Source organism: Rhodophyticola sp. SM2404, assembly GCF_053570515.1.
Window position 1 is genome coordinate 1 of sequence record NZ_JBSEDL010000003.1, and the last position, 13138, is coordinate 13138.

A 13138-nucleotide genomic window follows, 5' to 3' on the forward strand; every position below is an offset into this window, starting at 1 on the left:
TACAACACCAAGCGACCACACAGTGCATTGGGCTACCGCCCACCAGCGCCCGAAGCCATCATCCCGATGGACCAAAGGCCGATCATGCACTAACTTTCAAATTGGACCACTCATGTGGGGCTGCTCAGTTTCTAAGCCTGATCTTGCCTGACTGGACAGAAGGCTGGACGATGCAACCTTTCAGCCCTGATCCTGACAGTCCAACATCGCTGCGCCGCAAGGGAATGGGGCCGCATCCCCCCCCTGCACCAATCGTTGAATTGGCAGGCACGCTTGCCGCATATGAGCGCCTGTCATGGCAGGTCGGGCGCGAGGTTTTTCACCTTCCTCAAAACAGGCTTGATGCGCTTCTTGATCGCAAAAGGTTAAGCGATATCACCAAAGAATCGATCGCTGAAGATCACCTCGAACCCTTGAAAGATGCCCCTGATCTGCACCTCACGCACCGGTTTTTCATTGATGCGCAACATGGTCTGGGCAATCGCCTCAGGGCCATCGCATCCGCCGCCGCGATCGCACAAGCCGAGGGTCGCCAATTGGTCATCATCTGGCAACCCGATCACCATTGCGAGGCGCGGTTTTGTGATCTGTTCGACTATAATGGCCCCGTGATCGAGGCGAGTTTTCCAGAGGCTGCATCAAGCATGGGCCTTGATGTCACGACCTACATGGAAACCGAATTCGGCGCCGAAAAAGGCGCGCCGATCCAGCTGACTGGCCAGCGTGATTTTTACCTTCGCTCCGCCTATGTCGCGGCCCACCCAGCAAGCACTTGGGAGGAGGAGAACAGGTTTCTCGCCAGCCTCACCCCGTCAGAGCCCGTGCGCCGCCTGCTTGCCCCGTTTCATGATGCGTTTGATATCGCCCTGCATATCAGGATGGAGGGGTGCGCGGAGACGGATCAAAACAGTTATGACAGTCCCGAGAATTGGACAGCAGACGCTCATAAAGAGATCAATCATTGGCGCGGGCAAAGCCATTTCACACGGTTTGCACACCGGCTTGAGCCCCTTCTGGCCAAGCAAAAAACAGCCCGTGTTTTCCTCGCCGCGGACATGGCCACAACCTATGAGGCATTTCGTGACGCTTATGGCGACCAAGTCACCTCCCTTCCCAGAGATTGCTTTGACCGCTCGGCCCGCCAGCAACAATTCGCGTTGGCGGATATGCTTCTACTCGCCCGCGCGCGGCATTTACTTGGCAGCCACTGGAGCTCTTTCACCGAAGGTGCCACACGATTTTCAACACACCTTGCGAAGACCGAATTGGCTGGAATTGATTTTTAAAGCGCTTCGCGTTGAGCGGTCCAGTTTTGACGTGGCAGGCTTTCGTGTCGTGGAATTTGGGATGCTGGTCGGTTTCGAAGAGAAAGGCAGCATTGCAAGGGCTATACTTGTTAGAACAGCAGCATCAGGCCAGACCAAATGTTCCTTAGCGTTTTCGACATCTTCAAGATCGGGATAGGCCCTTCATCCTCCCATACGATTGGCCCAATGAATGCCTGCGCTCGTTTTCTGGATGCACTCCGTAGTGGGGAGCGTGAACCTGGCGCGGGCGAGGTTGCAGCCCTTGCCTGTTCGCTGCATGGATCGCTCGCTTTCACGGGCAAAGGCCATGCAACCGACCGCGCCGTTATACTTGGCTTTGCGGGGTTTCGCGCGGACACACTCGACCCTGACCAAGCACAAACCACCCTTGAAGAGGTCACCGCCTCAGGTCATGTCACTCCAGATGGATTGCCACCTTTGCGCTTCAACCCCGCAACTGATCTGCAGTTTGATTACGGACAACCCTTGCAGGGCCATGCCAATGGCATGATCCTGCGCGCCTTTGATGCCAGCGGCCTGCTCTATATGGAGGAGGTTTTTTATTCCATCGGTGGCGGGTTTGTTCTGACCGAACGTGAATTGAACGCCCAACAAAAAGCCAGCGCCGAGGGTCTTGCGTCGGAAAAGAAGGACGCAGGCTTTCCATTCCCCTTCGGCTCAGCCGCCGAGATGCTGTCTATGGGGCAGGTGTCTGGCAAAAGCATTGTCCAGATGAAATGGGCCAATGAATGCGCTGTGGCCTCGAAATCAGATGTAACACAGCGGCTAGGCATGTTGCGCGATACGATGGAAAATTGCATCGAACGCGGCTTGAAAATGGAGGGTGAACTGCCCGGTGGATTGCATGTCAAACGCCGCGCAAAACACATCCATGACCAGCTTCAGGCCGAGGCAGGGCGCAATATTTCGCAACCTCATACGATCAATGACTGGCTCAGCGTCTATGCAATGGCCGTGAATGAAGAGAACGCAGCAGGCGGCAAGGTTGTTACGGCCCCCACCAATGGCGCGGCGGGTGTCGTGCCCTCGGTGCTTCATTATTACCGCAAGCATTGCGTCGGTGCCACTGAGGTAGGCGCGCTTGATTTCCTGATGGCGGCCGCCGCGATTGGCGGTTTGATCAAACATAACGCCTCAATCTCGGGGGCCGAGGTTGGGTGTCAGGGTGAGGTTGGCAGTGCCGCAGCCATGGCAGCGGCAGGGCTTTGCGCGGCCCTTGGCGGCACGAATGAACAGATTGAGAATGCCGCCGAAATCGCCCTTGAACATCATCTAGGCATGACTTGCGACCCTGTTGGCGGTTTGGTTCAGGTGCCGTGTATCGAACGCAACGGTCTTGGCGCGATCAAAGCTGTCAGTGCCGCATCGCTGGCTTTACGGGGCGATGGCACACATTTCATGCCACTGGATAACTGCATCGAGACCATGCGCCAAACAGGCCTCGATATGAGCACGAAATACAAGGAAACCAGCCAGGGCGGGTTGGCTGTAAACCTGCCCGAATGCTAAAGACTGCGGACCGTATTGCCCTCAAGGAATTCAGGGATCAACTCGATCTTTTCGTCTGACAAGGCATTGGCCGCGATGATCTCGGCGGCGCGGCGGCCAATATCGGTCCGGCGGCTGTCCATAGTTGCTATGCGCATGGGAAGACCATCCAACACCTCAAAGGAGTTAAAGCCTGCCAACCCAATCTGGTTTGGAATATCGAAGCCTTGCTCAAGACAATAGAGCAACCCGCCCGCCGCATTCATATCGGTATTGTAATAAAGGAAATCCAGATCGGGCGTGCGTTCCAGAATTTCCTTGGTCATGCCGCGCCCTGTGCCGAACCCAGAAACGCCTGCATAAAAACAGGTATCAGCCAGCGCCACCCCCGCCTCGGACAGGCCTTTCTCAAACCCTGCCTGCCGTTTCTGGGCGCGGTGATCGGACATGGAGGAGGACCCTAAATACCCGATCCGCCGATAGCCGCGGGCCACGATTTCCTTAGCCATCGCGCGGCCTGCCTCGAAATGCGAGATACCAACCGCGGCTGCAACGGGATCTCCATCAAGATCCATGACCTCAACAACAGGAACGCCCGCCGCCGCCATCATGGCACGCGCCGCATCGGTATGCTCCAGCCCCGCCACGATGAGGCCCGCAGGCCGCCAGCTCAACATCTCGTAGATCACGGTTTCTTCGCGCTCGAGACCATATTGTGATGTGCCGATCACTGGTTGCAGCTCGGTCTCATCCAGGACCTGACCAATGCCCGTAAGCACTTCGGGAAAAACCATATTGGACAATGACGGGATAACCACTCCAACAAGGTTCACGCGGTTTGACGCTAGGGCGCCCGCGATCTTGTTCGGCACATATCCAAGCGAACGCGCCGCTTCGAAAACGCGTGCCCGCGTGCGCTCCGATACATCCCCGCGATTGCGCAACACACGGCTCACGGTCATCTCGGACACGCCAGCTTGCTCCGCGACATCTCGGAGGGTCAGTTGGGGTTTTCCGTCAAAAGGGTTGCGTCCACGCACGTTCTTATCTGCTTTTTTTACCAGCTACATCCGATTGATACGCGCTGCTTTCCGGCTTGTCCAAGAGAATGACCCTCGCGCTTGCAGCCTCGCGGATTTTCAATCATTATAAAAATATGGCCCCGTGGCTCAACTGGATAGAGCAGCCCCCTCCTAAGGGGCAGGTTGCAGGTTCGAATCCTGCCGGGGTCACCAACTCACCTGTTTCGGTCGACCGCTATGATTAATCATGGTGATCTGTCTAGTTTTGTTGACACCGCCGGACCTTCGCAAGATGCTGTCTGACAAGGCGCTCTGCCTCAGGATGAAGACATGCCCAAAGATGCCCATCTGCCCAAGCTTTTCGCACCGGAAATCGGGGGCGCTGCGCGTGACGGGTTGTGCACGGATTGCGGCGTCAGCCGAATGGGGGACGGGCGCGCTTGCGGGAAAGCCTGCCAGTTTATTCAGCCCGATTACTCGAAAGCCGAAGCGCGCATTCATGGCCGCACAGCGCAACGGGATAAGGGCGAGGAAAGCTTCTTCGGCGTGACCCAGAGGATGATGCGGGCCAAGCTGGTTCCAAAGGCGCAAGGCGCGCAATGGACAGGGATCACCACCGCTTTGGCCGAAGAATTGCTGCGCAGTGGCGCAGTCGATGCGGTGCTGACGGTCGCACCCCACCCTGATGACAAATGGAAACCGCTGCCCGTGATCGTGACCGAACCAGAAGATCTCGCGCAATGCCGCGGGATGCGCATGGGCTATGGACCGTCGGTAGCCCTGCTGGAGCCTGCCGCACGCGCAGGGCACAAACGCATCGCGTTTATTGGTATTCCCTGCCAAGTCTATGCGTTGCGCGCTCTGGAAGAAGAGCTTGGTTTTGAGCGGATTTACGTGATTGGCACGCCATGCTCCGACAATACCACCACCGAGAATTTCCACCATTTCCTGTCATTGCTTGATCCTGCCCCCGAGACGATAAGCTATCTGGAGTTTCGCGCCGATTACCGTGTGGAGCTGCGCTTTGATGATGGGCGCGCAACGCGGGTGGTGCCCTTTCTCAAACTCCCGATCTCCAAGCTGCCCTCGGATTTCTTTCCAATGACCTGCAAAACCTGTGTCGATTACACCAATCGGCTGGCCGATATCACGGTCGGCTATATGGGCGGCGATGGCGATCAATGGCTGATCCTGCGCAATGATCGGGGGGCAGAGATGCTGGCTGCGCTCGGGTCGAAACTGGAAACACGGCCCCTGACTGACAAGGGCAAACGCGATGGCGCGGTGAAAGGCTTTCTTGCCAATACCGAGCGCGCGGCGGGCGGTTTGCCTTTGCGCTCGATGCCAGATTGGGCGCGGCCCATTGTGGCCTTTCTTCAACCACGTATCGGGCCGCGCGGTCTGGAATTTGCGCGGGCGCGCGTTGAGATGAAAGCGATCGAGACCGTCTTGCATTTGCGAAGGTCCCATGGTGCCAAAATGAAGAATATGGTGCCCGACTACATATGGCAGATCGTCAAACGCTATGGCCTGACCCCTGCAGAAGGTGAACGGCGGAGCGACGAAACCCGCTCCACCGATATGAACCCGTGATCAGGCGATCTCGAGGATGCCTTCTTTGACCAATCGGCGCACCAGCACCAATTTGCCCTCCAGATCAAGCGGTCCTGCAAGATCAGCCACCTTGAATTCAGGCGTTGTCAGCGCGTAGCGTAGCGGCTCCTCGACATGGGGTGGGAAGGAAATATCCCCGCCATAACAAGACAGGCCAATGCTGGCCTCCTTCTCATCATCCCCCTCAAAACGTCCCAGATCATAGATCAGATGCGGGCGCGGGCGGATGGTTGAGTTGCCATCAAGATCATTGAGTTTGTAAATCTGCGCCATTTGCCCTTCGACGCGTGGCACGCGATTGGTCAGGAAGTCTTGCTTGAAGCCCGACATCAGCTTTTCGAGCGGTGCCTGTTCGGCAAGGCGCTTCATCAGGTCCTCGAATTGGGACTGATAGCCAGAGGCATCAAAATCGATATTGGCATGCCCCGCAGGAAGGGCCTTGCGGAATGCAGGGTCGGAATGCGCGACTACACTCACCGCTTCGGCCAAAAGATCAGCCCATGTGCGCACCAAAAACCCTGTCGTGATATGTAGCGAGGTCTGGTCCGTGGCCACCGCGTCATGGGTCAGGCCGCGCGGCACATAAACCATATCGCCAGGTTCAAGGATGAAGCGGTCGGTTTCTTCGCCGATCGGCACATCATGGGGGTCAAAGCCTTGGGTGTTCAGGGGCAATTCAACCGGCGTGTCATAGATGCGCCATTCCTTGGTGCCCTCAACTTGCAGGACAAGCACATCATGTTGGTCGTAATGCGCACGAAACCCCTGCGAGTCAGCGGGTGTCATGTAGATATTGGTCTGCACCCGCGAAGACATCACGCTTTCCAAGGCCCGACAGAACCGCGCCAGCTTCGGAAGACGCTCCTGAAGGCCCGAGAGAATCACCGTCGCCCCATCCGCAAAGAGCTGATTGACCCTGACAGGATCAATATAGCCCGATTCATATGTAAAATCTGCGGCGGTAATATTGCCGCCCGCTTTGGTTACATTGATTTCGGGGGAATAGAGCCCCATGGTCGAGACGACATGGTCAATATCAGCCGATGACAGCAGGTCGCGGTAGTAGTCAGGGTCATTGCGCCGCACGACAAGATGCTTTTTCTCAAAGCTGTTATTGAGGAAATCGTCACGACTAACGGGTGCGATGGCCCAATCGAAGCTATAGGTCTGGTCTTGCATGAAATTCTCTTTCGGCTGGCCATTGCTTTTCAAATTGAAAACATGCGCCGCAAGAAGAAGCAATATCGCGCGCTCCTTTGAGGTATCGAAAGATTGACCGAAGCACCCAAGAGCGGGTATGTTGATGACGAAATCATCTTTTCGAACATCAGTCGCCCTTGGAGATATCAATGACCGATACCAAAAAAACCACAGAGGGCACGATGAGCCTTCGCGATGACGAAATGACATCCGAGCGCCGCACAGGTCGCCGCAGTGTTTTGGGTCTTCTGGCCGCAGGCGGCGCTGTTGCAGCTGGCGCAAATGTCATGACGACAGATGCCGCACAAGCGCAAGCCGCTGATGTAGACAATGGCCAATGGACAGATTCGGGTAGCTGCCCGCGTGGCTATGGCGGCGCCTATACTGGCATGACAGATTCCGACAATGGCGCGATCACTGATGCAGGCGGCTATGGCCGTGGCGCGCCTTACTGCTGATATATTTAAGGCTATTTAAGCTTAGGGCACTCCAATTGGGGTGCCCTTTTTATTTGAGAAAACGCCAGTTGATGACCCCGCGCGTCAAACCATTCTGATGACATCTTTTTCGATCGCCAGAACATAGCCGCGACGCGCGATATTCTTGACCAACAACTCCGACACCATCTGGTTGCCAAGCGTATCGCGCAACCGTTTGATACGGGTGGCCCCAGCGGCTTCGTCGCAATCGGAAGCATCGCGCCCCGATACCATTCCCTCAATCTCGGCACCGCTTAACACGTCATCATCCATACGCGCCTCGGCCAATACCGACAACGTCTCCATCGCGGCATCGGTCAGCTTGAACTCCATGTTATTGAGCAAGACCACGCGTTCCTCACGGCTCAGGATCAGGGATGAGACCTGAATGCCCGAGCGTTCAATCTCGCCCATCTTGCGGTTGAGCGTGACAATCGTCACCAGAAACACGAGACACGCGATCAAAAGAGCGGTCGCAAAAATCAACAACACGAAAATAATCGCGCGGTAGCTGGCCAACACCTTGGAAAAGGCGGTGCCTGATTGTGCCAGAACCTCCAACAGGCGGATCGATTCACCGGTGGTGATGGCATCATTCTCGATGAATATCCGCTCAACGCTGTCATTGAAGGCATTGGCATCGGGCAGGTTCATGAACAGCAACAAAGCCGCAAGCGAAAGAATTGCGACGATTGTGAGAATACCAAACTGGAGAACGCGCGTTCCGCGCGTCCGGTTATCAGAAGCTGAGGAAATATTGCCCTGCATCGGCTCTCCGTGTCTCAAGTCCGGTTTCATCAAATAGCGACATGACTTCGAGCAATTGCCACCCTTGCTCCGCCACCCGCGGTGCGATGATGTCAAACGCCAAGCTAGGGTCGCAGCCCTCATCGGGCAGCTCCACCACACCGTAGTGAAGACGCAAAGGGTCGTCCATCTTGGCCTTGTAATCTGCATAGCAGGCGGCATGAAGCGGGCTGGTTGCCAGTGACAAAGCGGCAGCAAGGCCGAGATATGTGAGATGCTTTTTCATGAGGGCGAGCATGCCCAGTGCTTGGGCGCTATTCAATAACACATGCATAGGCTGGCCCTGCTTTGTGAATGTTCTTGGATAACATCGGGCTGTTATTGTCTGTCTTTCACCGTTCAGCCGAGGCTTGGGGCATCCCGCGTTTTGTAACGCACCCCTGATTGCCCCATGCAAACGGAGACAGATAATGAAACCTTTCACAAAGATACTCAGCGCCGCTGCGATCTCGTCGCTGATGGCCGTAACCTCCCTGAGCGTCACAGCCACACCCGCCCGCGCTGACAACCAGAATGTGGCGGGCATCCTGATTGGCCTTGGCGCGCTTTATGTTGTTGGCCGCGCCATTCAGGAACGCCGCGATGACCGCCGCAGCACCGCCGCCGCCGCACCCGCTCCCGCCGCGCCTGTTGCTCCGCCGCAAAATAGCGGTCAGCGCGGCAATGGGCATCGCAATCAGGCTTTGATTGCGCCTGCGCATTGCTTTGTTGAGGGCAATGACAGGGTCACGCGCCAATACTATCGCGGATACCGCGCGCGCTGCATGCAGAACAATGTGGCCCGTCCGGGAAGCCTACCACCGCAATGTGTAACACGGGTCACAACTGATCGCGGTCCGCGCAACATTTATGCAGGTCGCTGCCTCGCCCAGAATGGATGGCAGCGTGAGGCGGGCTTTCGTCCCTAAGCCCCCATCCCTAGGGATATCGAGCAGAGCGAAAGAAGGCGGCGGGCGACAGGCTCCGCCGTCTTCACTTGTATCACGCAGGCCTCCATGGTTTTTGGCAGCATGAGTGATGGACCAGATTTTTCGGCGGAACTGGCGCTTGGTGGCCTTGTGGCCGGCGTTGATGAAGTGGGCCGCGGCCCTTTGGCAGGCCCTGTGACTGCCGCGGCGGTCATTCTTGACCCTGACAATATTCCAGATGGCCTGAACGATTCCAAAAAGCTATCGGCCAAAAAGCGCGAAGCTTTGTTCGATATCTTGAATGAAGTCGCCCAAGTCAGCCTAGGATGGGCAAGTGTCGAGGAGATCGACAAGATCAACATCCGAAATGCATCGCTGCTTGCCATGACACGCGCTGTCGAGGGCCTGCCCCAAGCCCCCAGCCATGCCTTGATTGATGGTAATGTCATCCCAACGGGTTTGGCCTGCCCCGCGACAGCGCTGATCAAGGGAGATGGCCGTTCGGTTTCCATCGCAGCCGCTTCGATTATCGCCAAAGTCACGCGGGACAGGTTGATGGTGGCGCTGGCGCAACAGCACCCCGGCTATGGCTGGGAGAAGAACGCGGGATACCCCAGCAAAGCCCATATTCAGGCCCTCCAAGATATTGGGGTGACCCCGCACCATAGACATTCCTTCAAGCCCGTACACAACATCTTGTATCAAGAAAAATAGCCAACCCATTGATTCAAAAAAGAAATTGACTGCGAATCAGCTTTGACTCATGTTGGTGCCAATAGATGAGCGCCGCAAATGGCGCCAGGATGAGGCAGTATGAGTTCAAAGATCAAAACGCCGGAGGCTCGCGAGCTTCCGCTGAATACGATTATGTCTGGTGATTGCATCGAAGCGATGAACAGCCTTCCTGAAGGCTCTGTTGATCTGATCTTTGCGGACCCTCCCTATAACCTGCAACTCAAAGGCTCTCTGCATCGGCCCAATAACAGCCTTGTGGATGCCTGCGATGATCACTGGGATCAATTCGACAGCTTCCGCGCCTATGACGAGTTCACCAAGGCTTGGCTCAAGGCTGCGCGTCGCCTGCTCAAGCCCAATGGGGCGATCTGGGTTATCGGCAGCTATCACAACATCTTTCGTGTTGGTGCCGAGCTTCAGAACCAAGGCTATTGGATTTTGAATGATGTGGTTTGGCGCAAGACCAACCCCATGCCGAATTTCCGTGGCAAGCGCCTGACCAATGCCCATGAAACCATGATCTGGGCCTCTAAATCGGATGCTGCCAAATACACCTTCAATTACGAAGCGCTGAAATCGCTTAATGATGGCGTTCAGATGCGCTCGGATTGGGTTTTGCCGATCTGCAATGGCGGTGAGCGGCTTAAGAATTCCCGTGGCGAGAAGGCCCACCCCACTCAAAAGCCAGAAGCACTACTTCACCGCATCATCGTTTCCTCCACCAATCCGGGTGATGTTGTGCTTGATCCCTTCTTTGGCACGGGCACCACGGGGGCTGTGGCCAAGAAATTGGGCCGTGATTTCATCGGTATCGAGCGTGAAGCCGAATATCGTGAAGTTGCCGAGAAACGCATCGCCAATACGCGCAAATTCGACAGCGCCTCGCTTGAGGTTTCAACCAGCAAACGGGCTGAGCCGCGCGTGCCTTTCGGCCAAGTGGTCGAGCGTGGCTTGCTGAACCCCGGAGAAGAACTGACCAGCATCAATGGTCGCCACCGCGCCAAAATTCGCGCGGATGGAACCCTTGTTGCGCTGGATACCAAAGGCTCGATCCATCAGGTGGGCGCAAAGCTTGAAGGCGCGCCCTCCTGCAATGGCTGGACCTATTGGCATTTCCGCCGTGACGGGAAAACGGTTCCGATTGACCTGTTGCGTCAGCAGATCAGGTCCGAGCTTTCCGAATAAAGCGTGGAAACGCTCTAATAACCCCAAGTCTTACCCAAGACGAAACATACCGCCCGTGTCTGGTGCCCTAGTGGCACCAGCGCACGACCTTCCCCGCCTTTCAGCAATGAAGGGCGGGGCTTTTTATTTGGGTAGCGGGTTGAGCGCTTTGTTATAGGGCGTCCAATCCGTGATCTCGGGGTAATACATCTGTCGCCAACGGCGAATTCTCGGGTTCATCATGCGCCGCCAAAGCGGTGGAACCATCGCAACTGCCGTCATCACGGGATAGCCGAAGGGCAATTGCGGTGCCTCAGCCTCGGAGTAATTCTGAAGCAAAGGATAGCGGCGGTCGGGCTTGTAGTGATGGTCGGAATGGCGCTGCAAATTGATTAGCAACCAATTCGATGTGCGATGCGCCGCATTCCACGAATGATGCGGGCGCACATGCTCGTATTTGCCCTCGCTCAGATGTTTTCGGGTCAGGCCGTAATGCTCGACATAATTGGTCAGCTCCAATTGCCAGACAGCAATGAAAGCCTGAAACACGAATAGGCCAACACCGCCCCAACCTCCGATCACAAAGGCAAGCGCCAAGAAGCCAAGTTGCAAAGCGCCAAAGCGCCAGAACGGGTTGGCTCGGTCATGCCAAGCCAGCCCCTTGCGCGCCAACATGGCGGCCTCGGCCTTGAAAGAGGACAGGAGGCTTTGGCGCAGAACCCTAGGAAAGAAGCGGTGAAACCCTTCATTATATCGCGCCGTCACTGGGTCACGCGCCGTGCCGACATAGCGGTGATGCACCAGCAAATGCTCGGAACGGAAATGCGAGTACAACACCGAGGCCAACAAAAGGTCGCCCATCCAACGCTCGAGCTTGGATTTCTGGTGCATCAATTCATGGCTATAGGTAATGCCGATCGTGCCCGACAAAATACCAACTGCGAAGAAGAGCCCCAGCTTTTCCGTCGTCCCAAGATGGTCGCTATTCTGGACATACCAGAGCAATCCGAAAATCGTGCAGAATTGCAGCGGAAACCAGATCAGCGTGACCGCGCGATACCAGAAAAGTTGCGCGTCATCCGTCTCAGGGTCGGCGTCATCAAGGTTGAGCCCTCCCAGCAGATCAAGAATGGAAAACAGATACCAAGTCGACAATGGCACCAGCACAAGCCACCAGCCCCCTTGCATCGCCACAAAGAGGATCAGCGGGAACAGGCCCAAAGACACCCAAAAAGGCGCCACCCGCCAAAAGCCTGATATTTTTGCCGCAGGGGTCATCCCGCACTCCGCCTAGTTTCACGCAAGACTTGGCCCAAAGACCCTTCAAGTCAATGCTCTGGCCACGCCCCTTGCGCAAGGTCAAAGGCCTTTCGCATCACAGTGGGAAGCGAGGATGGCTGGAAACTGGCCAAAGGATGGAACGCACCGCGATTGGACTCGGTCCCCTCAGGCACGATGGCCAAACGCAGCGCCATGCGCAGATGGAAATGGGTGAAGGTATGGCGCACCTCCAGATCGGGGTCGTGCCACTCAGCGCTGAATGGGGGGGTATCGTCAGGCTCGGCCTCGGCCCAATCGGTGCATGGCCAGCCAAGCATGCCCCCTAGAAGCCCACGATCAGGGCGCGTTTCCAGCAGATATGCGCCATCCTCCCGCCGTGCCAGATAGGCGATACCAAGCCGTGTTGGCTTGGGCTTTTTAGGTGTTTTGCGGGGAAGTTCGGCCGCGATGCCGCGCGGGCGGGCAAGGCAGGCGGCCTGCACGGGGCAGATGCCACAGGCGGGGTTTTTCGGGGTGCAAATCGTGGCCCCCAAATCCATCACGGCTTGCGCGTGATCTCCTGGCCGCTCTTCGGGTGTAAGCCGCGCGGCGAAATCCTTGAGCACAGGTTTGGAGGCCGGCAGTGGCTCCTCCACCGCGAAGAGCCGCGCCATGACACGCTCCACATTGCCATCCATGACCACGGCAGGGTGATCAAACGCAATCGAGGCGATTGCAGCGGCAGTATAAGGCCCAACCCCTGGCAAGGTCAGAAGCTCGTCTTCGGTATCGGGGAACACACCGCCCCGTTCAAAAGCCACCACGCGTGCACATTTGAGAAGATTGCGCGCCCGCGCATAATAACCAAGCCCCGCCCATTCGCCCATTACTTCGGCATCTTCGGCCTCGGCGAGCGCCGTGACATTCGGCCAAAGCGTCGTGAAGCGCAGGAAATAGGCGCGCACAGCGGCAACGGTGGTTTGTTGGAGCATCACCTCCGACAGCCAGACCCGATAGGGGTCATTCACCAAACCCGCCTCCCGATCAGCAGGGCTGGTGCGCCACGGCAAAACACGGGCACTTCGGTCATACCAATCCAGCAAGCTGTTGCTCACTTCCATGTCACGCAAGGT

The 13138-nt window shown here is 56.6% G+C and carries 13 protein-coding genes and 1 tRNA gene; 8 read left to right on the forward strand and 6 right to left on the reverse strand.

The features are described from left to right. The first annotated feature begins 143 nt into the window (after positions 1-143). Together ACTYEO_RS05230 and ACTYEO_RS05235 are read left to right on the forward strand one after the other, a co-directional pair. Positions 144-1286 carry a hypothetical protein gene (locus ACTYEO_RS05230; RefSeq protein ID WP_449322666.1) on the forward strand — a complete coding sequence of 381 codons (1143 nt, stop codon included), beginning with the start codon at positions 144-146 and terminating at the stop codon, positions 1284-1286. 138 nt (positions 1287-1424) lie between these two features. Next, complete coding sequence (locus ACTYEO_RS05235) at positions 1425-2837, forward strand: L-serine ammonia-lyase (RefSeq protein WP_449322667.1); 1413 nt, start codon at positions 1425-1427, stop codon at positions 2835-2837. Here the strand turns inward: ACTYEO_RS05235 and ACTYEO_RS05240 are convergent. Continuing rightward, entirely contained in the window at positions 2834-3856 is a 1023-nt protein-coding gene (locus ACTYEO_RS05240) for a LacI family DNA-binding transcriptional regulator (RefSeq protein WP_449322668.1), read from the reverse strand. The genes ACTYEO_RS05235 and ACTYEO_RS05240 overlap by 4 nt on opposite strands. Positions 3857-3974: 118 nt before the next feature. On the opposite strand from ACTYEO_RS05240, the gene ACTYEO_RS05245 reads away from it, so the two are divergent. Further along, a tRNA-Arg gene (locus tag ACTYEO_RS05245) sits at positions 3975-4051 on the forward strand. Positions 4052-4168: 117 nt separating this feature from the next. Further along, positions 4169-5431 carry a Coenzyme F420 hydrogenase/dehydrogenase, beta subunit C-terminal domain gene (locus ACTYEO_RS05250; RefSeq protein ID WP_449322669.1) on the forward strand — a complete coding sequence of 421 codons (1263 nt, stop codon included), beginning with the start codon at positions 4169-4171 and terminating at the stop codon, positions 5429-5431. On the opposite strand, the gene ACTYEO_RS05255 is transcribed toward ACTYEO_RS05250, so the two are convergent. Beyond that, positions 5432-6631, reverse strand: a complete 1200-nt coding sequence (locus ACTYEO_RS05255) for a cupin domain-containing protein (protein ID WP_449322670.1) — start codon at positions 6629-6631, stop codon at positions 5432-5434. 170 nt (positions 6632-6801) lie between these two features. On the opposite strand from ACTYEO_RS05255, the gene ACTYEO_RS05260 reads away from it, so the two are divergent. After that, positions 6802-7110, forward strand: a complete 309-nt coding sequence (locus ACTYEO_RS05260; RefSeq protein ID WP_449322671.1) for a hypothetical protein — start codon at positions 6802-6804, stop codon at positions 7108-7110. A gap of 84 nt (positions 7111-7194) precedes the next feature. Here the strand turns inward: ACTYEO_RS05260 and ACTYEO_RS05265 are convergent, their stop codons facing one another. Both ACTYEO_RS05265 and ACTYEO_RS05270 read right to left on the reverse strand, forming a co-directional pair. Next, positions 7195-7899, reverse strand: coding sequence for a winged helix-turn-helix domain-containing protein (locus tag ACTYEO_RS05265; protein WP_449322672.1), 705 nt, complete (start codon positions 7897-7899; stop codon positions 7195-7197). After that, positions 7871-8164: a hypothetical protein gene (locus ACTYEO_RS05270; RefSeq protein ID WP_449322673.1), complete on the reverse strand. Its 294-nt coding sequence runs from the start codon at positions 8162-8164 to the stop codon at positions 7871-7873. Before ACTYEO_RS05270 ends, ACTYEO_RS05265 begins: the two co-directional genes overlap by 29 nt. A gap of 184 nt (positions 8165-8348) precedes the next feature. On the opposite strand from ACTYEO_RS05270, the gene ACTYEO_RS05275 reads away from it, so the two are divergent. The 3 genes from ACTYEO_RS05275 (at position 8349) to ACTYEO_RS05285 (ending at position 10766) form a co-directional block, all read left to right on the forward strand. Further along, positions 8349-8846: a hypothetical protein gene (locus ACTYEO_RS05275; RefSeq protein ID WP_449322674.1), complete on the forward strand. Its 498-nt coding sequence runs from the start codon at positions 8349-8351 to the stop codon at positions 8844-8846. A gap of 102 nt (positions 8847-8948) precedes the next feature. Then, positions 8949-9560, forward strand: a complete 612-nt coding sequence (locus tag ACTYEO_RS05280; protein ID WP_449322675.1) for a ribonuclease HII — start codon at positions 8949-8951, stop codon at positions 9558-9560. A 99-nt stretch (positions 9561-9659) separates the two neighbouring features. Then, positions 9660-10766, forward strand: a complete 1107-nt coding sequence (locus ACTYEO_RS05285) for a DNA methyltransferase (RefSeq protein ID WP_449322676.1) — start codon at positions 9660-9662, stop codon at positions 10764-10766. A gap of 123 nt (positions 10767-10889) precedes the next feature. Here the strand turns inward: ACTYEO_RS05285 and ACTYEO_RS05290 are convergent, their stop codons facing one another. After that, on the reverse strand, positions 10890-12023 hold the full coding sequence (locus ACTYEO_RS05290; protein WP_449322677.1) for an alkane 1-monooxygenase: 1134 nt from the start codon (positions 12021-12023) through the stop codon (positions 10890-10892). A 50-nt stretch (positions 12024-12073) separates the two neighbouring features. Continuing rightward, entirely contained in the window at positions 12074-13126 is a 1053-nt protein-coding gene (gene mutY, locus ACTYEO_RS05295) for an A/G-specific adenine glycosylase (protein ID WP_449322678.1), read from the reverse strand. Positions 13127-13138: the final 12 nt, after the last annotated feature.

Bases quoted from the DNA above. Each gene is read 5' to 3' on its own strand.
- ACTYEO_RS05235 (WP_449322667.1), top strand. From the start codon at position 1,425: ATGTTCCTTAGCGTTTTCGACATCTTCAAGATCGGGATAGGCCCTTCA.
- ACTYEO_RS05250 (WP_449322669.1), top strand. From the start codon at position 4,169: ATGCCCAAAGATGCCCATCTGCCCAAGCTTTTCGCACCGGAAATCGGG.
- ACTYEO_RS05255 (WP_449322670.1), bottom strand. From the start codon at position 6,631: ATGCAAGACCAGACCTATAGCTTCGATTGGGCCATCGCACCCGTTAGT.
- ACTYEO_RS05260 (WP_449322671.1), top strand. From the start codon at position 6,802: ATGACCGATACCAAAAAAACCACAGAGGGCACGATGAGCCTTCGCGAT.
- ACTYEO_RS05265 (WP_449322672.1), bottom strand. From the start codon at position 7,899: ATGCAGGGCAATATTTCCTCAGCTTCTGATAACCGGACGCGCGGAACG.
- ACTYEO_RS05270 (WP_449322673.1), bottom strand. From the start codon at position 8,164: ATGAAAAAGCATCTCACATATCTCGGCCTTGCTGCCGCTTTGTCACTG.
- ACTYEO_RS05275 (WP_449322674.1), top strand. From the start codon at position 8,349: ATGAAACCTTTCACAAAGATACTCAGCGCCGCTGCGATCTCGTCGCTG.
- ACTYEO_RS05280 (WP_449322675.1), top strand. From the start codon at position 8,949: ATGAGTGATGGACCAGATTTTTCGGCGGAACTGGCGCTTGGTGGCCTT.
- ACTYEO_RS05285 (WP_449322676.1), top strand. From the start codon at position 9,660: ATGAGTTCAAAGATCAAAACGCCGGAGGCTCGCGAGCTTCCGCTGAAT.
- ACTYEO_RS05290 (WP_449322677.1), bottom strand. From the start codon at position 12,023: ATGACCCCTGCGGCAAAAATATCAGGCTTTTGGCGGGTGGCGCCTTTT.
- mutY (WP_449322678.1), bottom strand. From the start codon at position 13,126: ATGGAAGTGAGCAACAGCTTGCTGGATTGGTATGACCGAAGTGCCCGT.